20 protein-coding genes are annotated in these 24,126 nt (G+C 71.6%); 7 read left to right on the top strand and 13 right to left on the bottom strand.

What is annotated here, in order from left to right; translation table 11 throughout:
• The first annotated feature begins 27 nt into the window (after positions 1-27).
• The 4 genes from BS75_RS51870 (at position 28) to BS75_RS06535 (ending at position 6,528) form a co-directional block, all read left to right on the top strand.
• Positions 28-2,100 carry an alpha-1,4-glucan--maltose-1-phosphate maltosyltransferase gene (locus BS75_RS51870; RefSeq protein ID WP_042438995.1) on the top strand — a complete coding sequence of 691 codons (2,073 nt, stop codon included), beginning with the start codon at positions 28-30 and terminating at the stop codon, positions 2,098-2,100.
• Complete coding sequence (glgB, locus tag BS75_RS06545; protein WP_052069244.1) at positions 2,097-4,016, top strand: 1,4-alpha-glucan branching protein GlgB; 1,920 nt, start codon at positions 2,097-2,099, stop codon at positions 4,014-4,016. The genes BS75_RS51870 and glgB overlap by 4 nt, the downstream gene beginning before the upstream one ends.
• A complete protein-coding gene (locus BS75_RS06540; protein WP_034087518.1) occupies positions 4,013-5,791 on the top strand; it encodes an ATP-binding protein in 1,779 nt (592 codons plus the stop codon). Before glgB ends, BS75_RS06540 begins: the two co-directional genes overlap by 4 nt.
• Positions 5,792-5,898: 107 nt before the next feature.
• Positions 5,899-6,528, top strand: a complete 630-nt coding sequence (locus tag BS75_RS06535) for a TMEM175 family protein (RefSeq protein ID WP_231607692.1) — start codon at positions 5,899-5,901, stop codon at positions 6,526-6,528.
• Between the two features lie 15 nt (positions 6,529-6,543).
• Here BS75_RS06535 and BS75_RS06530 read toward each other — a convergent pair whose 3' ends face one another.
• The 6 genes from BS75_RS06530 to glgA form a co-directional block, all read right to left on the bottom strand.
• Entirely contained in the window at positions 6,544-7,689 is a 1,146-nt protein-coding gene (locus tag BS75_RS06530; protein ID WP_034087516.1) for an XdhC family protein, read from the bottom strand.
• 142 nt (positions 7,690-7,831) lie between these two features.
• Positions 7,832-9,076 carry an IS701 family transposase gene (locus BS75_RS46145; protein WP_160312285.1) on the bottom strand — a complete coding sequence of 415 codons (1,245 nt, stop codon included), beginning with the start codon at positions 9,074-9,076 and terminating at the stop codon, positions 7,832-7,834.
• A 242-nt stretch (positions 9,077-9,318) separates the two neighbouring features.
• On the bottom strand, positions 9,319-10,059 hold the full coding sequence (locus BS75_RS06520; RefSeq protein WP_052069242.1) for a TMEM175 family protein: 741 nt from the start codon (positions 10,057-10,059) through the stop codon (positions 9,319-9,321).
• A 28-nt stretch (positions 10,060-10,087) separates the two neighbouring features.
• Positions 10,088-11,926 carry a CDGSH iron-sulfur domain-containing protein gene (locus BS75_RS45525; RefSeq protein WP_081983216.1) on the bottom strand — a complete coding sequence of 613 codons (1,839 nt, stop codon included), beginning with the start codon at positions 11,924-11,926 and terminating at the stop codon, positions 10,088-10,090.
• Positions 11,927-12,208: 282 nt separating this feature from the next.
• On the bottom strand, positions 12,209-12,736 hold the full coding sequence (locus BS75_RS06505; RefSeq protein WP_034087515.1) for a hypothetical protein: 528 nt from the start codon (positions 12,734-12,736) through the stop codon (positions 12,209-12,211).
• Positions 12,737-12,817: 81 nt separating this feature from the next.
• On the bottom strand, positions 12,818-14,008 hold the full coding sequence (gene glgA / locus BS75_RS06500) for a glycogen synthase (protein ID WP_034087514.1): 1,191 nt from the start codon (positions 14,006-14,008) through the stop codon (positions 12,818-12,820).
• Positions 14,009-14,337: 329 nt separating this feature from the next.
• Here glgA and BS75_RS47865 point away from each other — a divergent pair, with 329 nt between their 5' ends.
• Positions 14,338-15,216, top strand: coding sequence for an RNA polymerase sigma factor SigF (locus tag BS75_RS47865; protein ID WP_231607691.1), 879 nt, complete (start codon positions 14,338-14,340; stop codon positions 15,214-15,216).
• A gap of 32 nt (positions 15,217-15,248) precedes the next feature.
• On the opposite strand, the gene BS75_RS43985 is transcribed toward BS75_RS47865, so the two are convergent.
• From BS75_RS43985 to BS75_RS06465, 5 genes are all read right to left on the bottom strand, one after another.
• Positions 15,249-15,914, bottom strand: coding sequence for a PRC-barrel domain-containing protein (locus BS75_RS43985; RefSeq protein WP_081983215.1), 666 nt, complete (start codon positions 15,912-15,914; stop codon positions 15,249-15,251).
• Between the two features lie 102 nt (positions 15,915-16,016).
• Positions 16,017-16,604, bottom strand: coding sequence for an AAA family ATPase (locus BS75_RS06480; RefSeq protein ID WP_042438997.1), 588 nt, complete (start codon positions 16,602-16,604; stop codon positions 16,017-16,019).
• A 135-nt stretch (positions 16,605-16,739) separates the two neighbouring features.
• Positions 16,740-17,729 (bottom strand): phosphotransferase family protein, encoded by a 990-nt coding sequence (locus BS75_RS06475; protein ID WP_231607690.1) that lies wholly within the window; start codon positions 17,727-17,729, stop codon positions 16,740-16,742.
• A 174-nt stretch (positions 17,730-17,903) separates the two neighbouring features.
• On the bottom strand, positions 17,904-19,196 hold the full coding sequence (locus tag BS75_RS06470) for an MFS transporter (protein WP_081982138.1): 1,293 nt from the start codon (positions 19,194-19,196) through the stop codon (positions 17,904-17,906).
• A 57-nt stretch (positions 19,197-19,253) separates the two neighbouring features.
• A complete protein-coding gene (locus BS75_RS06465; RefSeq protein WP_042438999.1) occupies positions 19,254-20,645 on the bottom strand; it encodes a GH1 family beta-glucosidase in 1,392 nt (463 codons plus the stop codon).
• A 79-nt stretch (positions 20,646-20,724) separates the two neighbouring features.
• Here BS75_RS06465 and BS75_RS06460 point away from each other — a divergent pair, with 79 nt between their 5' ends.
• The gene (locus BS75_RS06460; protein ID WP_034087512.1) at positions 20,725-21,363 is read left to right on the top strand and encodes a TetR/AcrR family transcriptional regulator; all 639 of its coding nucleotides are present in this window, start codon (positions 20,725-20,727) and stop codon (positions 21,361-21,363) included.
• 31 nt (positions 21,364-21,394) lie between these two features.
• Here BS75_RS06460 and BS75_RS06455 read toward each other — a convergent pair whose 3' ends face one another.
• Positions 21,395-22,120 carry a TetR/AcrR family transcriptional regulator gene (locus BS75_RS06455; RefSeq protein ID WP_042439002.1) on the bottom strand — a complete coding sequence of 242 codons (726 nt, stop codon included), beginning with the start codon at positions 22,118-22,120 and terminating at the stop codon, positions 21,395-21,397.
• Positions 22,121-22,230: 110 nt separating this feature from the next.
• Between BS75_RS06455 and BS75_RS06450 the strand changes: the two genes are divergently transcribed.
• Positions 22,231-23,364, top strand: a complete 1,134-nt coding sequence (locus BS75_RS06450) for an FAD-dependent oxidoreductase (protein WP_034087511.1) — start codon at positions 22,231-22,233, stop codon at positions 23,362-23,364.
• A 60-nt stretch (positions 23,365-23,424) separates the two neighbouring features.
• Here the strand turns inward: BS75_RS06450 and BS75_RS06445 are convergent, their stop codons facing one another.
• A complete protein-coding gene (locus BS75_RS06445) occupies positions 23,425-24,057 on the bottom strand; it encodes a TetR/AcrR family transcriptional regulator (RefSeq protein WP_081982137.1) in 633 nt (210 codons plus the stop codon).
• Positions 24,058-24,126: the final 69 nt, after the last annotated feature.

Below are 24,126 nucleotides of genomic sequence, written 5' to 3'. Positions count from 1 at the left end.
CGACACCACGGGAGACGGGGACGGATCGTGACGACGAACAGCACCTCAGCGCCGGCCAGGAGCGGCTCGCAGAGCCGGTCCCCACTCGGTCGGATCGTGATCGCCGACTGCAGACCCGAGGTCGACGGAGGCGCGCGGCCCGCCAGAGCCGTCCCGGGCGAGCAGGTCGAGGTCTCCGCCACCGTCTTCAAGGAGGGCCACGACGTCCTGGGCGCCGAGGTGGTGCTGGCCACCAGGGAGCCGGGACAGCAGGCCGAGCGCGAGCGGCGCTTCCCGCTGGCCGAGGGCGTCCGCGGCACCGACCGCTTCCGCGGCCCGGTCCGGGTCGAGCGGGAGGGCGACTGCCGGTACCGGGTGGAGGCCTGGGTCGACTCGGTCGCCACCTGGATGCGCGCCGCGTTCGCCAGGATCAGCGCCGGCGTGGACGCCGAACTCAGCCTGTGGGAGGGCGCGGACCTGCTGGAGCGCTCCGCCAAGGCGGCGGGGGAGGAGACCCAGGACTGCGCGGTCCTGACCAAGGCGGCCGACGTGCTGCGGGACGCCGCCCGCAGCGCCGGCGAGCGGCTCGCCGAGCTGCGCACGGCGCCGGTGGCCGCGGCCCTGTCCCGGCACCCGCTGCGGGAGCACGTGACCACCGGCCGCTGGCTGCCCCTGCGGGTCGACCGCACCCGGGCCCTCTACGGCTCCTGGTACGAGTTCTTCCCCCGCTCGGAGGGCGCGGTGGTCTCGCCCGGGGCGGTCAGGTCGGGAACCCTGCGGCAGGCGGCGGCCCGGTTGGACGCCATCGCGGCCATGGGCTTCGACGTGGTCTACCTGCCGCCGATCCATCCGATCGGCACCAGCCACCGCAAGGGCCCCGACAACGCGCTGCACGCCGAGCCCGGTGACCCCGGCTCGCCCTGGGCCATCGGCTCGGCGGACGGCGGCCATGACGCGATCCACCCGGAGCTGGGCACGACGGCGGACTTCCGCGCGTTCGTGGCCAGGGCCGAGGCGGTCGGCCTGGAGGTCGCGATGGACTTCGCGCTCCAGTGCTCCCCGGACCACCCCTGGGTCACCGAGCACCCGGAGTGGTTCCGGCACCGGCTCGACGGCACCATCGCCTGCGCCGAGAACCCGCCCAAGAAGTACCAGGACATCTACCCCATCGACTTCGACACCGACCCGGAGGGGATCCTCCAGGAGTGCCTGCGGGTGCTGCGGCACTGGCGGTCGCTGGGAGTGCGGATCTTCCGGGTGGACAACCCGCACACCAAGCCGCTGGGCTTCTGGGAGCGGCTGCTGGAGCAGGTGCGGGTCGAGGACCCGGGGGTGCTGTTCCTGGCCGAGGCGTTCACCCGGCCGGCGATGCTGCAGAGCCTGGCCAGGGTCGGCTTCCACCAGTCCTACAGCTACTTCACCTGGCGCACCACCAAGGTCGAACTGACGTCCTATCTCTCCGAGTTGGCCGGTCTGGACGGCAGCCCCTCGGCCGACTACCTGCGGCCCAACCTGTTCGTCAACACCCCGGACATCCTGCCGGGACACCTGCAGACCGGCGGCCGGGCCGCCTTCGAGATCAGAGCGGTGCTGGCGGCCATGGCCGGGCCCACCTGGGGCATGTACTCCGGCTTCGAGCTGTGCGAGTCGGTGGCCGCCTGGCCCGGCAGCGAGGACTACCGCCACTCGGAGAAGTACGAGTACCGGCCCCGGGACTACGCCGGGGCGGAGGACCGGGGCCAGAGCCTGGCCCCGCTGATCACCCGGCTGAACCGGATCCGCCGCCGTCACCCGGCCCTGCACCAGCTGCGCAACCTGCGCTTCCACCGGACCGACAACGACCAGCTGCTGTGCTTCTCCAAGCGGCTCGCCCCGGCCAGGCCGGACGCCGGCCCCGGGGACCTGGTCCTGGTGGTGCTCAACCTCAACCCGTACCGCCCGCAGCAGGGCCGGGTCGAACTCGACATGGCGGAACTGGGAATGCGCCCGGGGGACAGCTTCATGGTGGACGACGCACTCGGCGGCGGCAGCTACCGCTGGGGCCGGGTCAACATGGTGCGGCTCGACCCGCGCAGCGGCGGGGTGGCCCAGGTGCTGACGGCCCGACGGAGCCGGCTGTGAGCACCGGAACGCGCCGCGACTGGGGACTTCTCGGCGAACTGGACCTGTACCTGCTCGCGGAGGGCCGGCACGAGGAACTCTGGCGGGTCCTGGGCGCGCACCTGGTCGACGGGGTGCGGCCGGGCGTGGCCTTCTCCGTGCTCGCCCCGGCCGCCCAGGCCGTCCGGGTGGTCGGGGACTTCAACGGCTGGAACGGCGGCGGCCATCCGCTGCGCCGGGTGGGCACCAGCGGCGTCTGGGCGGGATTCGTGCCGGAGGCCCAGGAGGGGGCCCGCTACAAGTTCGAGGTGCTGGGCGCGGACGGGACGGTCCGGCTGAAGGCGGACCCCTTCGCCCGGGCCGCCGAGTGCCCACCGGCCACGGCCTCGGTGATCCACCGCTCGGGATACGACTGGGGTGACGGGGAGTGGCTGGCCGCACGGAGTGCCGGGGCGGCCGTCCAGGAGTCGCCGATGAGCGTCTACGAGGTCCACCTCGGCTCCTGGAGAGGCGGTCTGAGCTACCGTCAACTGGCCGAGCAGCTTCCGGCCTACGTCGCCGACCTGGGGTTCACCCATGTCGAGTTCCTGCCGGTGATGGAGCACCCGTTCGGCGGCTCCTGGGGCTACCAGGTCACCTCCTACTTCGCGCCCTCCGCGCGCTGGGGCGCTCCGGACGACTTCCGCCACCTGGTGGACACGCTGCACCGGTCCGGCATCGGAGTGATCCTGGACTGGGTGCCGGCCCACTTCCCGAAGAACGACTGGGCCCTCGCCCGCTTCGACGGCACCGCGCTCTACGAGCACCCCGACCCCCGCCGGGCCGAGCAACGGGACTGGAACACCCTGCAGTTCGACTACGGCCGGGCCGAGGTGCGGGCCTTCCTGCTGGCCAACGCCGTGTACTGGTGCGAGGAGTTCCACGTCGACGGACTGCGGGTGGACGCGGTGGCGGCCATCCTCTACCTGGACTACTCGCGCGAGGAGGGGGAGTGGCTGCCCAATGCCGAGGGCGGTCGGGAGAACCTGGACGCGGTCCGGTTCCTGCGCGAGCTGAACGGCACCCTGGCCCGCCGCTGCCCGGACGTGGTGGTGATCGCCGAGGAGTCCACCGCCTGGGAGGGCGTCACCCGCTCCGCCGACCACGGCGGCCTCGGCTTCGGGCTGAAGTGGAACATGGGCTGGATGCACGACACCCTGGCCTTCCTGGCCGAGGACCCGGTCAACCGGCGGTACCACCACCACCGGATGACCTTCGGCATGATGTACGCCCACTCCGAGCACTTCCTGCTGCCCCTCGGGCACGACGAGGTGGTCCACCTCAAGGGCAGCCTGCTGGCCAAGATGTTCGGGGACCCCTGGCAGCGGTTCGCCAACCTGCGCGCCTACCTCTCCTTCATGTGGTTCCACCCGGGCAAGCAACTGCTGTTCATGGGACAGGAGTTCGCGCAGACCACCGAGTGGGACCACGACCGCGGCCTGGACTGGCAGCTGCTGGACCTGCCCGGGGTCGAGGGGCACCGGCACCGCGGCGTCCAGCAGCTGGTCCGCGACCTGAACGGGCACTACCGGGCCCACGCCGAGCTCTGGCGGCGCGACTCGGACCCCGGCGGCTTCCGCTGGATCGACGCGGACGACGCCGACCACCAGGTCTACTCGGCCGTCCGCTACGACCACGACGGCACACCGCTGGTCGGCGTGTTCAACTTCAGTCCGGTGGTGCACCACGGCTTCACCCTGGCCATGCCGCGCTCCGGGGCCTGGTCGGAGCTGGTCAACACCGACGCGGACTGCTACGGCGGGAGCGGCGTCGGCAACCTCGGCACGGTCCGCGCGGCCCCGGTGCCGCAGCGCGGCCTGCCGGCCACGGCCCGGCTCACCCTCCCCCCGCTGGCCGGACTGTGGCTCCGGCCGACCGAGCCGGAGCAGGTCCAGTGAGCGGCGGTTCCGGTCTGGTCGACGCACTGCGGCAGGTGCCGCTCTTCGCCGGCGAGACCGAGGAGGACCTGCGCTGGCTGGCCGAGGCCGCCGAGGAGCGGACGCTCGCCCCGGGCGAGGCCCTGTTCCGCAGCGGTGAACCGGCCACGCACTTCTACGTGCTGCTGGAGGGCGACCTGCTGCAGGCCGACACCGAGCGCGGCATGCCCTCGGCGGCGCGCGGCGTCGTCGGCGAGACGCCGCTGCTGACCGGATCCGACTACACCGCCGCCGCCGTCGCGGACAGCCCGGTCAGCGTGCTGGCCTACCCGAAGGACGTCCTGTTCGAGATCCTCACCCGCTGCCCCGGCGTCACCCGCGCGCTGGTGCCGATCCTCGCCTGGCGGGCGGAGTCCATCCGCACCAAGGCCGAGGGGCTGGCCGCCACCGCCGCGTACGACACCCTCGCGGCCTCGCTGGCCCACGAGCTGAACAACCCGGTGGCGGTGGTGGACCACGTGGCCCGGGGGCTGACCGACATCGTCCAACTGCTGGTCGAGTCGGGCATGGGTTGGGGCGCCGCGGCCTCACCGGCGGAGTACGCCTCGATCACCGCGATGATCAGGGCCTTCGTCGGCGCCGGCGGCACCGCCCGGGCCATGCCGGGCTCCGGATCGGACGCGGCGCCGACGGTCGACGCCATCATGATGGCCGAGTCCGAGGACGCGCTGGCCCAGTGGGCCGCCGGCGCCGGCGCCGGCCGTCCCGACCTGCTGGCCACGGTGATGGCCGAACGCGGGCTGCGGCTGGCCGACCTGCGGCAGCACACCGAGGGACTGAGCCCCCGGGTGCTGCCGGCCGCCCTGGACCACCTGGCCGCCGTGCTGGAGACCCGGTCCATGGCCGCGGAGCTGGCAGCCGCCGGAGCCCGGGTGGCCGCGCTGGTCACCGCGACCCGCGACTACTCCCAGTGGGAGCTCGGCACCCGGCAGACCTTCTCCGTCGTCGACTGCCTGGAGAGCGCCCTGGTCCTGCTGCGCGCCCGGCTGCGGTCGGTGCGGATCGTCCGGGACTACGGGCGGGGCCTGCCGCTGGTGCACGGCCACCCCTCGGAGCTGAACCGGGTCTGGGTCAACCTGCTGGAGAACGCGCTGGACGCCATGGGCGGCCGGGGCACGCTGACCCTCCGCGTCCGCGACGAGGGGGGCGGCCTGCTGGTCGAGGTCGCCGACACGGGCTCCGGGATCCCCTCCGACGTGCTGCCGCACATCTTCGAACCCTTCTACACCACCAAGGACATGGGCAAGGGCAGCGGTCTAGGACTGCACCTGGCCCATCAGATCGTGACCCGGCGCCACCGCGGCACGATCTCTGCTCGATCCGTCCCAGGAGAGACCCGGATAGAGATCCACCTTCCGGTGGACCCGGGCCAGACAGAAGCGAGGGAACCGGCCATGGCCACCTACGACATCTCGAAACTGCACCCGGTCTTCCGCCGCCAGATGGAGGCGCTCGACGCGCTCGACCTGGAGGCCCTGATGAAGAACTACACCGACGACGCGGTGCTGCTGCGGTACGAGGGCGTGTCCACCGGCATCGAGGCGGTCCGGGAGACCTTCACCGGCTACCTCACGGTGAAGCCGAAGCTGGTGGAGCTCCAGGAGTACGTCGAGACCGAGGACACGATCTTCTACCGCGCCATCATGAACCTCAACGGCGAGCCCGAGCACGCCTTCGGCACCCTGGTCGTGCGCGACAACAAGATCTGGCGGCAGACCGCCGGCTTCGGCAGCTGAGCTGCCCGGGCAACTGCGCTGCTTCGGCAGTTGCCCTGCTTCGAACCCGAGTGCGGAGGGGCGGGAGACCGCCCCTCCGCACGACCTCAGGGGTGAGCATGCAATTCGTGACCGGAAGAGCGGAGGCCTTCAGCGACGGGGTCTTCTCCATCGTCATCACCCTGCTGGCGCTGGGCATCGGCGCCCCGGAGGTGAAGGCGGGCCACAGCTACTGGTGGTCGCTGGCACAGGAGTGGCCGCACTACGCCGCCTATGTGGTCAGCTTCCTGGTGATCGGGGTGATGTGGGTCAACCACCACTACATCTTCTGCCACCTGGTCCGGGTCAACCGCCCGCTGCTGTACCTGAACCTGCTGGTCCTGATGATGGTCTCGGCCATCCCGTGGACCACCTCGGTGATGGCCGCCAACCTCACCAACCCGCAGGGCTCACGGGCCGCGGCGATCCTCTACAGCGGCTGGATGGTGGCCTACGCCCTGTCCTTCACCGCGTTCTGGTGGTACGTCACCCACGTCGGCCACCTGTTCCACGCGCAGGTCGACCAGCAGGGGGCGCGGGCCACCCGGCTGCGGTTCGGCCTCGGCAGCATCGCCTACCCCGCCACGGTCGGGCTCGCGTTCGTCTCACCGCTGGTGACGCTCATCGCGCACGGGGTCATCGCCGCCTACTACGCGGCCAACCAACTGCCCATCCCGCTCCGCGACCAGTGCGAGGAGTCGGAGGATCCCTTCGGGTGACCGGCACCGCTCCGGTCACGGCCCGAGCAGGGCCATGGTCTGCTCCTGGTGGATCGGCCGGCCGGAGACGCCGATCCGGCTGCCGGTCGCCCGGTACCGGTCGGCGATGATCTCCGCGGCGATGGACAGCGCGGTCTCCTGCGGGGTCCGGGAGCCGAGGTCGAGCCCGATCGGCGAGCGCAGCCTGGCGAGTTCCGACTCGTCGAGACCGGCCCGGCGCAACAGGTGCAGTCGGTCGCCGTGGGTGCGCCAGGAGCCCATGGCGCCGATGTAGGCCACCGGCAGCCGCAGCGCCCGCTCCAGCAGCGGGATGTCGAACTTCACGTCGTGGGTCAGCACGCACAGCGCGGTCCGCCCGTCCAGCCGGTCGGCGTCGGCCTCCGCCGCCAGATAGCGGTGCGGCCAGTCCACCACCACCCGGTCCGCGTCGGGGAACCTCGCCTCGGTGGCGAAGACCGGGCGGGCGTCGCAGACGGTCACGTCGAAGCCCAGGTAGGAGCCCATCCGGGAGAGCGCCACGGCGAAGTCCACCGCACCGAAGATGATCATCCGCGGCGGCTGGGCGTTGATCTCCACCAGCAGGGTGACCGGCTCGCCGCACCGGCTGCCCGGAGCCCCCACCTCCACCGTGCCGGTGCGCCCCAACTGGAGCAGGGCCAGCGCCTGGGCGGCGGCCGACCGGTCGAGCTCCGGGTCGCCCAGCGTCCCGCGGACGGAGCCGTCGGGACGGACCAGCAGCCCCCGGCCCAGCAGCTGCGCCGGGCCGGCCACCACCCGGGCCAGCCCGGTCGCCCGGCCGGCGCGGAGCAGCGGCAGGGCCTCGCTCAGCAGGCCGCGCAGCGACGAGTCGGCGGTCACCGGGGACACCAGGACGTCGAGCTCCCCTCCGCAGGTCAGTCCCACCGCGAAGGCGTCGTTCTCGTCGTAGCCGAAGTGCTCGACGCTGGACCTGCCGGTCCTGAGGCTCTCCAGGCACTGCTCGTACACGGCGCCCTCCACGCAGCCGCCCGAGACGCTGCCGATCGCCGTGCCGGAGGCGTCGACCGCGAGGGCGGCCCCCACTTCACGCGGGGCGCTTCCGCTGACCCGGACCACGGTCGCGAGCGCGAAGTCGCGTCCCTGCGCACACCACTGGTCGAGTTCGGAAGAGATGTCGAGCATGGCATGGCCTCCGGATCAGTAGACATGGGACGTGCGGAGTCCAGGGCCGGGCGGCCGTCGCAGGCGGCATGGCCGGATCCGAAGTGTCGCCATGGCTGCCGCGTCTGGAGCACGTTTCTGGAGCGCTTTCCTGGAGCTCGTTTCAGAACTGGCCGGAAGTGATCCACTGCGATCGGGGCGGGGGCGCGTGCAGGAAGTTGGTGGCCGGGACGAAGGGCAGCTCGGCCTGCCGGGCCGTCTGCTTCTCCCGGTTGTGGCCGGACCACTCGACCAGCACGGCCACCGTGTGGGCCGCGGCGACGAGGGTCGCGTGGTGGTGCCAGCCGCGGAACGACCGGCCGCTGAAGTCACGGATGCCGATCGGGTCGCAGAAGTCGTCGAAGTCGCGGCTGACCCGGTCCGCCAGCTTGGCCAGCCGGAAGGTCTGGACCGGGGGAGTGCGGACCATGTTGGTCAGCCAGAACTCCGTGGGGAGGTCGCCGCTGCCCGGGTGCCAGGCCCCGAGTAACTGCAGCGCGACCGGTTCGCTGCCGGCCGGGCCCGCCGACCGGATCAGTACGTCCTGGGCCACCAGCGGGGCCGTCTTCCGCTCGCTGGTGAGGTGACAGATCCACTCGACCGGGCGGCGCTGGGCCCGCAGCAGCCGGATCAGGTCCACCGCCGTGACGCTCCGCAGGTCGGCCCGGCGCCGGGCGTCGCTCCGCAGCGCCACCGGCAGCGACCCGTCGACCCGGAGGATAAACGGGATGTGCATACCGACGAAGGCGGATACGGCTTCCACCGGCTCCATATCCTGGAGATCCATGACCACCGGACGGATTTCCAGGGGCCATTTTTCGGCCATCTGCTTTACGGCGTGCAGGGCGGCCCTGACCGGGGTGGGTGATTCGGTCGCCTCGGGTATCCGTGCTCTTCGCCGAAGACTGCTCTCGGTCGTCCAGGGAGGGGGTAGAATGAGGTTCCACTCCACCGGAAAACTGGCAGTGTCGCCGGCCAGCCATATACCTACCGCCTGCTGACAGTTGGCGACCCGCCCCAGTTGCGCCACGAATTGCCGGGCGACGCCGACCGAGTGGCTTCCAGCCTTTTCGATCACCAGTGGCTGGATTACCCAGGCCAGGGAGCGCTGCACGTTGTTCTCCAGGAATCTGGCCAACTCCTGGCGAACGGGGGACCACTCCCAGGGTGACTTGCTGATGAACTGTTGCAGGCTCTGCTCGACCGGCCCCTGCCACTCGCCGGCTATGTTTCTGATTGTTTTCTTACCGGGGCTGGCCAGCAGTCCCTTCAGGTAGACTTGTGCCCATCTTCTCTGTTCGCTCCTGGGAAGGGACTTGAAGATGGAGTTGGATAAGACTTCCACGAAGTCGGAGGCATTCGGTGTCATTCTCGAAGCAGATCGATTCTCCGGCACTATCACCCTCCCCCGTTGACTGATCTCTGACCCTACCCGCCGTCCGTGGGACATCAAAGGAAGCCCCCCCTACTTAATGAGGTGTGCACGGCATTGGAGTATTTGTCCAATTTCGCACATTTTTTGGGGGTTGGTCAGTATGGACATGTCCATGATGATGGGGTATGGGATACCGGAAATGGAATGGCGGCATTCCGGGATCTTGGGGCCGCCGCTCAGACCACGCCTTTCACCTCGGCGCCCACGGCGGTCGACTCTTCAGCGGTCGACTCCTCGGCGGTGGGAAGTTCGGTGAATGCCCCGCGTGGTGAGGGGCCGAGCAGGAACACCAGCGCCAGGACGACCGAGAGCACCAGGGTGAGCCTGGGCAGCAGCAGGGCCACCAGCGCCGCGAGCACGTAACTCGCCAGTCCGGCGCGGAACCTTATGGTCACATCGCGGTGGAACAGCGGGCTGACCTCCGGGTGCAGCAGCTTCCTGCGGTCGGCGTAGTGCCAGACCACGTTGAACATCAGGGCGCAGCCGACCAGGGTCCCGCCGTACAGCAGCATCGCGGTGCGGGCGTTCGCGCCCGTGGTGTACTCCGCGATCAGCTGGGTGGGAAAGGGCAGGAAGCACACGGTGGCCAGCAGCAGCAGGTTGGTCAGCAGCAGCACCTGGTCGACCCGTTCGATGAGCCGGAAGAGCGCGTGGTGGTTCGCCCAGATGATGCCGATCTGCAGGAAGCTGACCCCGAAGGCCAGCAGCGCCGGCAGCGCCTTGCCCAGGGCGTGGGCCAGGCTCCCGCCCTGGGGCGTGGTGACGTTGATGTCCAGCACCAACAGGGTGATGGCGATCGCCATCACCCCGTCGCTGAAGGCCTCCAGCCGCCCCGGGTCGCCGCGGTCGGCGGTCCCGCCCCACCACCGGCTGATCGGCCGGTGCTGGCGCGGGAGCTGTGGATCCGGCGGGGCCATGGGCCTGGGCTTCCTTCGTCGGTGAGGGTTATTCGGGCGTGCCGGCGTCGACCCAGCGGCGGAACACGGCGACCTGTTCCTCGGGCCAGGCGCCGTCGCACGGCATCGACCCGTTGCTCAGCCGCTCCAGGATGGCCCGGGCGTGGGTGGAGGCGTCCTCGTAGGACCACAGGTCGAAGGCGAACCGCATCGAGTTGCGGTCCTTCGCCCGGAACAGGTCCTTGATGTGGGCGGCGTAGCCGACCGCCTCGTCGGCGCCGGGCAGCACCACCTCGGCCGGCTGCTCCTCGCCCTCGGCCGGGGCGGCCAGGGCGGAGACCCGGGCCGAGGGAGTGGCCTGGCACACCCACCACCAGTGCGGGATCGGCATGTTCGGCACCGGGTGGGCGACGGACTGGGAGTTCTCCGCGGCGATGTGCGAACCCCACTCCAGGTACGCGACGAACGCGGCCCGGAACTCGGCGTCGTTGGGCAGGCCCGCCTCCTGGGCGGACTGGCTCATCAGCGAGACCCAGTGCGAGCGCTGCTCCTCGGTGAGGTTCTTCGCCAGGTGCTGCGAGATCATCCGGTTGTAGTCGCCGTAGCGCTGGCTGTAGAACTCGGGCCCCTCGAAGACCTGGCTGAGCCAGGCGGCCACCCGCTCGGGGTGGTCGGGCGCCATCCGCGAGAACAGCGGTGCCAGCAGCGCGTCCTGGGGAACGTACTTCTGGTAGAAGAGCCGGGTCATCCGCAGCAGCGCCGGGTAGCCGCCGGCCCAGGCGAACAGCGTGGGCGTGGTGTCGGGATCCGGCTGCGGATCCACGAAGTTGACGTAGTAGTGCATGCCGGAGCAGAACGGCTTGTTCTTGGAGTGCCCGCAGCGGCACAGGCTGTAGTGCTCCGCCGAGTAACCCTCGACCCGCTCCACCCGGTCGCCGTCGAGGTCGCCGTGGAGCGGGATGCCGCCGGTGATCCGGTAGGGGCCGTCCTTGGAGACCGTGATGTCCGGTGCGCGGAGGGACTGGTCGACCTGCTCGCGGGCCTCGCGGCCGTCGACCGCGAAGCTCAGGGCGCCCGAGGGGCAGTCGCGGACGGCACTGATGATCTCGTCGGAGCGGCCGCCGCTGGGCGTGACGAAGGGCTCGCTGCCGGCGTGGAACACGGTGTTGAGGCGATCGGTGCAGAAGCCCGAGTGGGCGCAGATGCCGCGGTTGTCGAGCACGGTGACCGTCTGGCCCTCGTAGCTGTCGCGGTGGTCGGGAACCCGGCTGGGGTCCTTGGCGCCGCTGAAGCCGCTGGTCGCGTGCGAGCCGTCGCACCAGGGCCGGTCCGCGGACTCGCCGCAGCGGCAGAGCGCCGTCAGCGGCCGGGTGGACACCTCCTCGCCGAGGTGGGTGCACATCCGCTCGGGGTTGACGGCCAGGTAGGGGCCGTCGGTGGTGACCCTGATGTCGGGGGGCAGGTCGGCCAGCAGGGCCGTGAGCCGGGCCCGGCGGCTCGCCCCGGTCTCCGGATCCGGGGCCGCCACGCCCTCCGGGGGCTGGAGCGCCAGGTGCTGCAGCGCCGCCGCTGCCTCCAGTACCGCTCCGGGGGTGCCGGGGAGGGCGGAGAGCTCGGTCGCGTTCTCCGCCAGCGCCCAGAGGCGATCGCTCAGGGGCAGTGCCGAGGTCGCGGACGCCGCCGTTCCGTGGGGCGCGGCCCCGTCCTGAGCGGGCCCGGCGGCGAGGACGCCGGTCAGCGGACGGATCGCTCGGTCGCGCAGCCGCCGGGCGACCTCGGCCTCGGGGCCCGACCGTCCCAGGGACTCAGCCAGCTCGCTGCACCCGTGCAGCAGCTCCGCCGTTCGCTCTCGTACTGCGGTCGGGGTCGGTAACTGACTCGCTGACATCGTGAGCTCCAGTTCGTCGGAGAATGCTGCCAATCTTCGAGTCCGGCCAACCGTTGGAGGCCGGCCCTGGCGGGACAGGAGACCGGAGGCCGGAGCGCTCCAATATAGCCCAAGCTACCTATTCGTCAGATCAGCGGCCACCGGCGGCGGTAAACGTGATCCTCGTGACAGACGTGCTCCCGGAGGGCGCGGAGCGGATTGGCCCATTCCTCCGGACCGCGGGGGTCCGAACAATCGTCAGAAATCGGCCGCAGCGGCCGGAGCTGCCAATTTCCGCCGACTTTACTGTGTGTGCGGACCCGCGTCGCGCACCTCCTCGACCCGGCGCATCGCCTCCCGCAGATCGGAGAGCCAGGTTTCCGTGTGTTCGCCGACCTGCCGGACGCACCAGCCGAGGGCGTCGCTGCGACTGCGGGCCACTCCGGCGTCCACGAGGGTGTCGAGCAGGCGGCGTTCGCTCTGCCGGAGCCGGGTCATCACCGGAATGGACAGGGTGGAGAACATCTGGGTGATGTCGCCACAGGTCACACCCCAGGACACCTTGCGTCCGAATATGTGTTCCGCATCGGAGGCGATCTCGATGCGGGTCTGACGTGTGCGCTCACGAAAGGTCTTGATCCAGTTGGCGGTCGCGACCGCCTGCTCGATCTCGGAGGCGCCGGGGTCGGGTGTCGGGGCGGCGATGCTTCCGATCACCGTGATCTCTTCACGATCAAAGACGATCTTGACGGGTTCGTCGAACAGTCCATCGGGTAGGCGCTCGGCGAACCAGTCCCGCAGGGTCTCGGCCGGCGCACGTCTCGTACTCATGTCTACATGATTACATCATTACCGACGCAGGCCAAGGGTGCGGAGGAGTGGGAGTTGACGTGTCCTGGTCGGGGGCGCCGGTCAGCCCCGGCCCAGCACCGAACGGTAGATGTCGTGGGTGCGCTCCGCGCACCGCTGCCAGCTGAACTGCTCCGTCGCCCGGACCCGGCCCGCCGCGCCCATGGTGCGGGCCAGCCCGGGGTCACGGACCAGTCCGTTCACCGCCGCCGCGAGGTCCGCGGCGAAGCGCTCGGGGTCCAGCGGGGTGCCGCTGCCGTCCTGCTCCTGCTTGATCGGCACCAGCAGCCCGGTCGCCCCGTCCGCCACCACCTCCGGGATCCCGCCGGTGGCGGTGGCCACCACCGCCGTCCCGCAGGCCATCGCCTCCAGGTTGACGATGCCCATCGGCTCGTAGAGCGAGGGGCAGACGAACACCGTGGACCAGGTCATCAGCTGGCGCACGTGGGCCGGTTCGAGCATGCCGTCGATCCGGAAGACTCCGCTGCGGGTCCGGCTCAGGGCGGCCACCAGTTCGGCGGTCTCCTCGGCCACCTCCGGGGTGTCCGGCTGCCCGCAGCAGAGCACGAGCTGCGCGGAGGGATCCAGTTCGAAGGCGGCGCGCAGCAGTTGCGGCAGGCCCTTCTGCCGGGTCACCCGTCCGACGAAGAGGACGATCGGCCGCGCCGGGTCGATCCCGAACCGTTCGAGCGCCTCGGTGCCCCGGTCGGGCCGGTACGCCGTGGCGTCGATCCCGTTGTGCACCACGTGCACCCGGTCCGGTGCCACCTCCGGGTAGACCGCCAGGATGTCCCGGCGCATCCCCGCGGACACGGCGACCACCGCGTCCGCGGACTCGACCGCGGTGCGCTCCAGCAGCGACGAGAGGGCGTATCCGCCGCCCAACTGCTCGGCCTTCCAGGGCCGGAGCGGCTCCAGGCTGTGCAGGGTCACCACGTGCGGGGTGCCGTGGAGCACCTGCGCCAGACGGCCGGCGGCGTTCGCGTACCAGGTGTGGCTGTGCACCACGTCGGCGCCGGCGCAGGCGGCGGCCATCTCGACGTTCACCGCGAGCGCCCGCAGCGCCGGGTTGGCCTGCGCCGTCAGCTCCGGCTCCGGGTACGAGGTCGCCTCGACCCCGGGCCGCGGCCCGCCGAAACAGCGGACCCGCAGATCGACGCGGGTCAGCAACTCCCTTGCCAGCTCCCCGGCATGAACCCCCGCCCCGCCGTAGACCTCCGGTGGGTACTCCTTGGTGAGCAGATCGACCCGCATCCGCGCGCCCTCCCGGTCAGGATCCGACGGCGGGCGCCGACGCGGTGCGGCCGGCCCCCGCCGTTGTCATTGTCATGACTGAGAGGCTGGGGCATCCGCGGGGCGCGGAACAAAGAAGCCGCACCTACTTGGTGACTTCCGCCCCGGCCGGACCGGGAACCGGGGCCGAGATCATCAGGTGGCGCACGGCGCCCGCACCTCAGGTCGAGGCGGCCGTACCCCCTTTTGCGCGGCGTACCGCGCTACTGTGTGGATGGACAAGCCCCACCGGCTTTTCAGCTGCCCCGGACCCCGGCCGCGTCGTGGACGACCCAGCCGAGGAGTTCCGGGTGCCCCAGACCGTCCAGCTCGCACCGCCAGTGGAGACCGCGCGGACCGCAGTGCCCGCCGATGCCGGGGCGGCCCCGGTCCGGGGCGCCGTCCCTTCCCGCCCGCACCTCGTCAGCACGGCCGACGCCCGCCGCATCTCCAAGACGCTGTTCGCCCGGATGGCGACCCTGGAGGAGGGCACCCACGAGCACACCGACGTCCGCAACACGCTGGTCGAGCTCAACATGACGCTGGTGAAGTTCGCCGCGGCCCGGTACCGCACCCGCGACGAGCCGCTGGAGGACATCCTCCAGGTCGGCACCATCGGACTGATCAAGGCGATCAACCGCTTCGACCCGGACCGGGCGATCGAGTTCCCCACCTTCGCCCTGCCGACCATCGTCGGTGAGATCAAACGCTTCTTCCGCGACACCAGTTGGGGCGTCCACGTCCCGCGCCGACTGCAGGAGCTGCGGCTGCACCTGGCCCGCGCCACCGCCGACCTCGCCCAGACCCTGGACCGTCCCCCGACCGTGGCCGAACTCGCCGGCCGACTCCGGCTCACCCGGGAGGAGGTGACCGAGGGCCTGATCGCCGCCAACGGCTACACCACCAACTCCCTGGACCAGTTGGCCGACGACACCGGCGACGGCAGCACCCTCGTCGAGCGCCTCGGCCACACCGACCCGGGCCTGGACTGCATCGACAACGTCACCTCCCTCAAGCCCCTGATCGCCCAGCTGACCGACCGCGAGCGCAGCGTCCTGTCGCTGCGCTTCACGGGGGACCTGACCCAGTCCCAGATCGGCTCCGAGCTGGGGATCTCCCAGATGCACGTCTCCCGGATCCTGACCCGGGCCCTGGGCCAGCTGCGCACCCGGCTGCTCGACGAGGAGTGACCGGGCGGCGCGTCGCCCGGCTGCCCGTCGGCTCAGCTCCGCCGGTCGAAGTCCACCGGCGGCAGGTCGCCGAGTTCCGTCTTGGACAGTTCGACCCGCACGCTCCCGTCCGTGTAGGTCACGGTGCGGATCGGGATGGCGACGGTCTTCCTGCCCCACAGGTGTCCCTCTTCGAGCAGGACATGGGTCACCGCGTGATCCCGCGGGTCGATGATCAGCCCCTGGACCTTGCCGATCTCGCCGTCCGTCGCCTCGACCCGCTCCCCGCGGCGAACCTGCACCTCGCCCCTGGGAACGCAGTCGTAGGTGGTCGGGCGGGTCTCGCCGCCGAGGTCGCCGGCCAGGACGGCGCCGCCGAGACCGGCCGCGCCCAGGAGGTAGTGGGGCCACATCATGGCCTGCTCGGACTGGTAGCCGAACTCGGTGCCGCCGCCGGGCAGGAACTCGGTCTCCTCGGCCGGGTCCAGCGCCGCGAACTCGGCTGCGCTGCAGGTCAGCAGGATGTCCGGCGCGGCGCTCGCGGCGTCGGCCAGTTCGATCGGCACGAGTCGTGCCACGTCCCGGCCGTGCTCGGGCTCCACCACGAGATGGGTCAGCCGCCCGGCCACCGGATCGATCACCACGCGTACCAGCCGTCCGGAGACCTGGCCCTGGCAGCGGACTTCGGTGTCGATGGTGTACCGCGTCATGTCACTCATGGTCACTCCCGCGTCGGATCCGTCCGTCCGCGCCCGGCTGGGGCGGACACCGAACGCCTGCCCAGGATCTCCGACCTGACCCGTCCGCGAACCGCGGCCCGGTCAACCGGTGCCGTCGTCGGGGCCGAGGCGGTAGACACCCTTCGCCAGGCCCCGCAGGACGCTGTCGGCGGTCGCCCCGGCCGTCAGCCCGGTGGAGTCCAGGACCTGGGCCTCGTAGCGGCCGAGGTCGCTGAACTGGCCGTACATCGAGCGGACCGGTTCGGGGTCGGTCAGCGCGTCGCCGGTGCGGCCGGTCGCCCTGGCCAGCGTGGTCTGCTGATCCGGCCTCAGGACGACGTAGTCCAGCGGCACCGCGTGCTCCTCCGCCGCGGCGCGGAAGAGGTCGATGAACCAGGGGCCCACGATGCCGTCGTGGATCACCTGGTAGCCGCCGTCGGCGTAGCCGAACGCCGCCGCGACCAGGACCCGCAGGACCACCTGGTTCTGCTGGTGGGCCTCGGGCAGGTAGGGCGGGATCCAGCCCTGCTTGATGCAGCGCCAGAAGTCGTCGCCGTGCAGGTGGACGCTGGGCGTCAGGCGATCGGCCAGCAGCGCCGCCACGGTGCTCTTACCGGCTCCGGGCGGTCCCGTCAGGATGGTCACTCGGCCTCGGCGGGAGGAGGTCTGATCGTCGGTCGGCGGATTCATGCCGTCACCGTGCCACGTCCGGTCGGCCCGCCGCTCCCGAATTCGGCTCCGGCGCGGACAGCGGTCCGGGCCCCAGTAGTCCGGGCCCCAGTAGTCCGGGCACCGGAACTCCCGGCCCCCGGAGTCCTCACCTCCTCAGTCGCGGACCAGTTCCAGCGCCTGCTGCAGGTTGTACTCGGCGATGCCGGCCATGAACTCCCGGTCGGGGAAGTCCCCGTCGAGCAGCCGCAGCGGCCCCGCCGTCAGCGAGAGCCGCTGGGCGAGCGTGTAGAGCGCGAGCCGGTCCTCGTCCAGCCCGTCCGCCTCCAGCGGCCGGTAGGCGTCGTGCAGCCGGATCCGCAGGAACACGTGCTCCCACTCGACGTCGAAGTACATCAAGCCCTCGACGTCGATCACCACGGGGTTGCCGTCCGGGTCCACCAACACGTGGTCGGGCCCCAGTTCGCCGTGCACCACCGCGTACTCCGCGCGCGGCCGCACCGCCGCCGCCAGCCCCAGCAGCCGCTCCTCCAGCCGGTCGGCGGCGCCCGCGATCCGCGGATCGCGTGCGGCCGCCTCGGCGAGGTCCCGCAGCGCCCGGTCCAGGACCACCCCCGCGCAGGACGTACCGCGCGACGTTCCTCCGGCGTCGACCACGGCCACCTTGCCGTACGCCGGAGCCCGGTGGCCCCGCATCGCCGTCAGCGACTCCGCGAGCCGGGCCATCACCGGACCGGCGGCGCGCCGGTCGCGGGCGAGCAACTGCTCCAGGCTCTCGCCCCGGAGGTCCTCGACGATCGCCAGGTCGGCCGGGGAGTGGGCACCGTCGCGGTCGACGAGCCGGAGCGCCGGGACCCGGACGCCGAGCGCGTCCAGCCGCGCGTGCGCGGCCTGGAACAGATCGAGCCCCAGCCCGGGCGAGAACGGGTCGGTCAGGTCGTCGTCGCCCTCGGCCGCCGGCCAGTAGTTCTCGGCGTCGTCCCACAGGTAGGCGATCGCCGTCGTCGCGTCGTCCAGCACCAGGCGGTACACGCCCTTCTTGGTGCCGCCCGAGACCCGCTCGACCGCCTCCAGCCTTCGCCCGCCGCCCAACGCGGCCCGCGCCGCACCCGCCAGCTGCTCCCGCGTCACTGCCCTGGGCGCCACGTTCCGCACCACCTCTCCACCTCTCCACCACGACAACCCGCGCACCCTACGGCAGCATCGAGGTGGGGGAGACCGGATTGTTCCGGGCCGCGCACCCGTCGTCGAGGCCGGCCGCCGCCGGGCGGCCGCGCGGCCGGCCGCCTCCCCTCGGCCGGAAGGCACGGGTCGGCACGGCTAGTCGACCGAGCGGACCCGGTGCACCAGCGCCCCACCGACCAGGGTGACCATGGCCGTGGCCAGGTAGAGGCCGGTGTAGCCGCCGGCGTGGGCGACGATCGGGGCGGCGATGGCCGGGGCGAGCACCTGGGGACCGGAGTTGGCGATGTTGATCACGCCCAGGTCCTTGGCCCGGTCCTGCGCCGTCGGGAGCACCTGGGTGACGAGGGCCTGGTCCACCGCGAGGTAGATCCCGAAGCCGGCGCCGAGGATCGCGGCGGCGGCCATCGCCGCCGTCCAGGTGTGGACGAATGCCAGCAGCACCGCGGCGGCGGCCATGACCACGCAGCACAGCAGGACGAAGCGCTTGCGGCGCCCGCTGCGGTCGGAGATCCGCCCGACCGGGATCGCGGTGGCCGCCGCGCAGAGGGTGTAGATCACCGTCAGGATCAGCACCCCCGTGGCCGGGTCGCCGTAGTGCACCGAGTCGGTCAGGTAGAACAGCAGGTAGAGCGTGCCCAGGGCGTTGCCGAGGTTGATCAGGAAGCGGGTCAGCCAGGCCCAGGCGAAGTCCGGGTGGAGGCGCGGGCTGAGCCACAGGCCGGCCAGGATCTGCCGCGGGTCCAGCGCGGGGCGCAACTCGCGCGGCAGCGGCGGCTCGTGGAAGAACAGCGCGAAGGGCAGCGCCAGCACCAGGGTGACCAGCGCCAGCGAGCCGTAGCCGGACTCGACGCCGGTGAAGAGCAGGGTGGTGAGCAGCGCCCCGAGGATCAGCCCGAAGGACTGCATGATCCCGGTCCAGCCGGAGACCTCGGCGCGCTGGCCCACCGGTACCCGGTCGGCGATGGGCGTGCTGACGCCGGCGAGCATCGCGTTCAGCCCGGCCTGGGCGACGCACCAGCCGAAGGCGACGCCGACCACGGTGTGCTGGGCCGCGGTGAGCATCAGCCCGGCCGCTCCCCAGACCGCGCCGCCGACGATCCACGGCCGGCGGCGGCCGAAGCGGCTGCTGGTCCGGTCCGAGAGCGCGCCCGCCAGCGGGTTGGCCACGACCGCGACCAGCGCGCCGAAGCCGGTGACCCAGGCGAGGGCGGTGGTCTTCTGGGCGTCGTCGATGTGCTGGAGCTGGAGCGGCAGCAGGATCTGAATGGGCGTCATGAAGGCCATGAACACGGCGAGGGTGGACAGGCTGAGCGAGGCGGTCCAGGCCGGACGGACCCGCTGCAGGGGCTCGTCGAAGACAGCCGCTCCGCTGTCCTCGGCGAGCCCGGTCCGGCGGCGGAGCGGCGTGTCGGCACTGGCTCGGCGCATCGGGTTCCCTCACTCGGGACAAGGTGAGCTCATCTCATGTTTGCGCGAGTGTAGCCCCTAGGACTCGCGGGCGACACGGTGCCGCGCGATCCGGTCCCGATACCAGGCGTAGGACGCCTTGGGCGTGCGGAGCTGGGTCGCGAAGTCCACGTGCACCAGGCCGAAACGCTGGTGGAACCCCTCGGCCCACTCGAAGTTGTCCAGCAGCGACCAGGTGAAGTACGCCCGGACGTCCACCCCCCGGGCGACCGCCTCCGCGACGGCGTCGATGTGGCTGCGCAGGTAATCGATCCGCGCCTGGTCCAGCACCTCGCCGTCGACCGGCTCGTCCGGCTGGGAGCAGCCGCTCTCGGTGATGTGGACCGGCGGCAGGGCGTCGCCGTAGCGCTCCGCGAACCCGACCAGCAGCTCGGTCAGCGCCTCGGGGACGACCGGCCAGCCGAAGGCGGTGCGGGGGTAGTCCTCCTCCGGCTCGACCAGGTCGAAGGGCAGGGCGCCGCCCTCGGCCGGGGCCGTGATCCAGCTGGGGTTGTAGTAGTTGAGCCCGAGGCCGTCCAGCGGCGCCGCGATCGTCTCCAGGTCCCCGTCCCTGACCACGCCGCCCCAGGTGGGCTCGGCGACGCCGTAGGCGGACAGGTCGGGGTAGCGGCCGAGCAGCAGCGGATCGTTGAACAGCCGGTTGTGCAGCGTGTCGTAGGCCTCGGCGGCGGCCCGGTCCGCCGGGCCGGCCCCGTCGGCCACCCGGACCGGGCTGCAGTTGTTGGCGATCATCACCTCCTCGGCGCCGCGCGCCCGCAGCGCCGACACGGCCAGTCCGTGGCCCAGGAGTTGGTGGTGGGCGACCGGGAGCGCGTCCAGCATCAGCGCGCGGCCGGGGGCGTGGACGCCGAAGGCGTAGCCGAAGGCCATGTGGATGAAGGGCTCGTTGAGGGTGATCCAGCGCTGCACCCGGTCGCCCAGGCGGTCGGCGACCACGGCCGCGTACTCGCCGAAGCGGTGCGCCGTGTCCCGGTCGAGCCAGCCGCCGCCGTCCTCCAGGGCCTGCGGGAGGTCCCAGTGGAAGAGCGTGGGCGTGGGGACGACGCCGTTGGCGAGCAGCTCGTCCACCAGGCGGTCGTAGAAGTCGAGGCCCTTGCCGTTCACCTGTCCGCGGCCGGTCGGCTGGACCCTCGGCCAGGAGACCGAGAAGCGGTAGGCGTCCAGTCCGAGGCCCTTCAGCAGGGCCACGTCCTCCTGGTAGCGGTGGTAGTGGTCGCAGGCGGTGTCACCGGTGTGGCCGTCCCTGACCGTGTCGGGGCGCGCGGTGAAGGTGTCCCAGACGGAGGGGCCCTTGCCGTCCTCGGCGGCGGCGCCCTCGATCTGGTAGGCGGCGGTGGAGGCTCCCCAGCGGAAGGAGGCGGGAAGCGGCGGGGGCTGCACGGGCTGAGCGGGCTGAGCGGACTGCGGCATGGGCGTAGGTGCTCCTAACATGAGTAGTACTCGTGTTATTCGGTCGCCAACGCTACACCCGATCCGGCAGAGTGGAACCATGCACACAGCAGCCTCCGCGCCGGGTTCCGCCGTACGCCGCCGCCCGGTCCAGCGCCGCAGCCTGGAGCGCTTCGAGCGGATCCTCGACGCCTGCGCGGAGCTCCTCGACGAAGTCGGCTACACCGCGCTCACCACCAAGGAGGTGGCGCACCGGGCCGAGGTGCCGATCGGCACGCTCTACCAGTTCTTCCCCGGCGTCGAGGGACTGGTCGGCGCGCTCGCCGAACGCAACCTGGAGCACTACATCGACCGGCTCAGCCGCCGCGTCGAAGCAGAGCACCCCTCACACATCGGCGCGCTGGTCGACCTGGCGGTCGAGGAGTACGTCGCCATGCACCGCGCCGTGCCCGGCTTCGGAGTGGTGGACTTCGGCGCCATCGGGATGGAGGACCAGGGGAGCATCCACCTGCTGGACCCCGAACGGGAGAACAACCACGCCGTGGCCGACCGGCTCTGGGCCCTGACGGGCCCGCTGCTCGGCCCCGCCGACGAGTCGACGCCCAACCCCCGACTGGCCCTGCGGGTCGCCCTGGAGTGCGCCGACGCGGTGCTCCGGCTCGCCTTCCGCGTCGACCCCGAGGGCGACCCCGCGCTGATCGCCGAGTGCAAGCGCCTGTTGCGGCGCTATCTCGGCTGACCGGCTGCCTCGGCTGACCGGTTGTCTCGGCTCATTCGGGCAGGCGCGTCCCGTCGCTGGTGGTGGCCCGCTGTGCCAGGGCGGCGATTCCGGCCAGGAAGATGTCCACTCCGACGAGGAACTGCTCCCGATCGTCGTGCTCGCGCAACTGCGTCGCGGCGGCGTGCACGAACGGGTACTTGCCGGGGTCCAGCCGCGCCCATCGCGCGGCGGTGTCGTCGAGGAAGGCTGCTCGGTCCGTGTCGCCGCCGGCGCGGCGGCGGGCGTTCGCGGCGTTCTGCCCGGCGACGCCGAGCACGTAGTTCACCAGCGCGCCGGCCGCGTCGACTCGCACCCGCTCGGGTACGGCGAGCGCGTCCAGCAGCCTGCCGACGCTCTCGTAGAAGTCCAGAAGCGCGGGCCGCCACGGCTCCCGGGACAGTTCGGCGCCGACCCAGGGATGTGCGTCAATCGCGTCGAACAGGCCCAGAGCGAGGCGACGCAGGGCCTCCCGGGGGTCCACGTCGCTGACGACCCGGGCCAGCACGCGGGTGATGACATCGTCGGTGGCCGCCGCGAGCACGTCGCCCTTGTCCGCGACATGGTGGTAGATCGCCCCGTAACCGGTGCTCAGGCGCACCGTGAGGGCGCGCAGCGTCAGCGCCGCCTCGCCGCCGCCGTCCAGGAGCTCGGTGGCAGCCTGGACGATCACCTCCCTGGAGAGTCCGTCCGTGCGGCGCGGGGACCGCGGAGATCCCTGCGGAGTTCGCTTCACCATGGTCCTCAGTGTCGCATGGGTGGATCGCCGATCCAAAGCCGTGCTAGCTTTTTGGAGTGACGATCCAATGCACGTCCGGTGCGGATCGAACGCGCTTGTGGAGGTGGACCATGACGACCTCGGTCACGATCGTCGGAGCCGGTCTGGGCGGTCTGGTGCTGGCCCGGGTGCTGCAGGTGCACGGCATCGGGGCCGCCGTCTACGAGGCGGACGCCTCGCCGGACGCGCGCCGCCAGGGCGGCCTGCTCGACATCCACCCCTGGAACGGCCAACGGGCGCTGGGGGCGGCCGGGCTGACGGAGGGGTTCCGCAGGCTCGTCCTGGCCGGCCGTGAGTCCTACCGGGTCATGGACCGGGCGGGGACCGTGCTGCTCGACCTGCCCGACGAGGGCACCGGCGAGCGCCCCGAGGTACCGCGCGGCGGACTGCGGCAGCTGCTGCTGGACTCCCTCGCCTCCGGCACGGTCCGATGGGGGCACAAGGTCACCGGAGTGACGGCTCTCGGCGACGACCGCCACGGATTGAGCTTCGCCAACGGCGCCACCGTGGTCGCGAACCTGCTCGTCGGCGCCGACGGCGCATGGTCACGCGTGCGCCCGGTGCTCTCCGAGGCCACCCCCGAGTACTTCGGCGTCTGCAGCGTGGAGACATTCCTGTTCGACGGCGACACCCGCCACCCCGCCAGCGCGGAGGCGGTCGGCGGCGGATCGCTGTTCGCGCTCTCGCCGGGCAGGGGACTGCTGGCCCACCGCGAGGGCGGCGGAACCCTGCACACATACGCACAGCTGAAGAAGTCCCAGGGCTGGCTCGCCGCCCTCGACACCGCCGACGCCGCCACCTTGGCCGCCCGGGTCGCAGCAGAGTTCGAGGGCTGGGCCCCGGAACTCACCGCCCTGGTCACCCACAGCGATACCCCACCGGTCCTGCGCCCCATCTTCACCCTGCCGGCCGGGCACCGCTGGGACCGCGCGACGGGGGTCACCTTGATCGGTGACGCCGCCCACCTCAGGGCGCCGAACGGTGAAGGCGCCAATCTGGCCATGCTGGACGGGGCCGAGCTCGCCCACGCCCTTGCTGCGCACCCCGACGACATGGAGGCCGCGCTCGCGCAGCACGAACGGGGAATGTTCGCCCGAGCCGCCGCCGTGGAAGCAGCCGACGACGACATGTACTCGATCATGATCGACGACAATGCACCCCACAGTACGCTCGCCCTGATGACCGGAGCCGGGCGCGACTCGTGACGTGACCGTGCGGCCGGCTGTCGTGGTGGCCGGCCGTGTTCCGGCGGGCGCCGGGTCGGATCAACCGATGTTCGGGGAGCCGCGGAATGCTCCGGCCAGTACGGGGACCAGCCACCGTTCGATCTGCTCGGGGGGCTTGGCGGCCAACTCGGCGCCGATGGGCGCCAGCGCGAGCCAGTTCAGCAGACCGGCCGCGCATCGGGTGCGGAAGTCCAACTCCTGCTCCTCGACCCCGGGAAGGCTCGCCGAGAGCTTGCGGACGATGTCCTGCCGGGACTGCTGGAACTTCGCCGTCAGCCGGTCCCAGCCCTCGGGGGGGTCGATCCCGACCCGCGCCACCGTCCGGATGACCGCCAGGTCCGGTCCGCCGGCCGCCAGCGCGCGCATCATCGGCCTGGTGAAGGCCGCGGCCAGGTCCTCGATCTCCGACGTGTCGTCGAGCGAGGCGACCGCATCGATCTGCGCGTCCAGGTACTGCTCCAGCGCGTGCTCGATCGCCGCATCGCACAGTGTCCTCAGCGACCCGAAGTGGTAGCTCACCGCGGAGACGTTGGCTCCGGCGTGATCCGTGACCTCGCGGAGGGTCACACCCTCCTGGCCGTGTCGCGCGAGCAGCTCCACTGCGGCGGCCAGCAGCCCGTCCCGTGTTCGCTGGCCGGCTTCGCGGCGTTGATCTGCACGTTCTGTCGCCATGGGAAGTATTCAAACACTTGATTTAATTTACTGTCAAGCGGCCGTCCGGCGGCGGGTCCGCCCGTCGTC

Origin of the sequence: Streptacidiphilus albus JL83 (assembly GCF_000744705.1) — a bacterium.
Lineage (GTDB): Bacteria > Actinomycetota > Actinomycetes > Streptomycetales > Streptomycetaceae > Streptacidiphilus > Streptacidiphilus albus.
This window is presented reverse-complemented; position numbering and strand designations above follow the sequence as displayed.

Excerpts from the sequence above, each read along its gene's own strand:
- BS75_RS06455 (WP_042439002.1), bottom strand. The coding sequence starts at position 22,120 with ATGGTGAAGCGAACTCCGCAGGGATCTCCGCGGTCCCCGCGCCGCACG.
- BS75_RS45525 (WP_081983216.1), bottom strand. The coding sequence starts at position 11,926 with ATGTCAGCGAGTCAGTTACCGACCCCGACCGCAGTACGAGAGCGAACG.
- BS75_RS06445 (WP_081982137.1), bottom strand. The coding sequence starts at position 24,057 with ATGGCGACAGAACGTGCAGATCAACGCCGCGAAGCCGGCCAGCGAACA.
- BS75_RS06480 (WP_042438997.1), bottom strand. The coding sequence starts at position 16,604 with ATGAATCCGCCGACCGACGATCAGACCTCCTCCCGCCGAGGCCGAGTG.
- BS75_RS06465 (WP_042438999.1), bottom strand. The coding sequence starts at position 20,645 with ATGCCGCAGTCCGCTCAGCCCGCTCAGCCCGTGCAGCCCCCGCCGCTT.
- BS75_RS46145 (WP_160312285.1), bottom strand. The coding sequence starts at position 9,076 with ATGACACCGAATGCCTCCGACTTCGTGGAAGTCTTATCCAACTCCATC.
- BS75_RS06530 (WP_034087516.1), bottom strand. The coding sequence starts at position 7,689 with ATGCTCGACATCTCTTCCGAACTCGACCAGTGGTGTGCGCAGGGACGC.
- BS75_RS43985 (WP_081983215.1), bottom strand. The coding sequence starts at position 15,914 with ATGAGTGACATGACGCGGTACACCATCGACACCGAAGTCCGCTGCCAG.
- glgA (WP_034087514.1), bottom strand. The coding sequence starts at position 14,008 with ATGCGGGTCGATCTGCTCACCAAGGAGTACCCACCGGAGGTCTACGGC.
- BS75_RS06470 (WP_081982138.1), bottom strand. The coding sequence starts at position 19,196 with ATGCGCCGAGCCAGTGCCGACACGCCGCTCCGCCGCCGGACCGGGCTC.
- BS75_RS06505 (WP_034087515.1), bottom strand. The coding sequence starts at position 12,736 with ATGAGTACGAGACGTGCGCCGGCCGAGACCCTGCGGGACTGGTTCGCC.
- BS75_RS06450 (WP_034087511.1), top strand. The coding sequence starts at position 22,231 with ATGACGACCTCGGTCACGATCGTCGGAGCCGGTCTGGGCGGTCTGGTG.
- BS75_RS06460 (WP_034087512.1), top strand. The coding sequence starts at position 20,725 with ATGCACACAGCAGCCTCCGCGCCGGGTTCCGCCGTACGCCGCCGCCCG.
- BS75_RS06520 (WP_052069242.1), bottom strand. The coding sequence starts at position 10,059 with ATGGCCCCGCCGGATCCACAGCTCCCGCGCCAGCACCGGCCGATCAGC.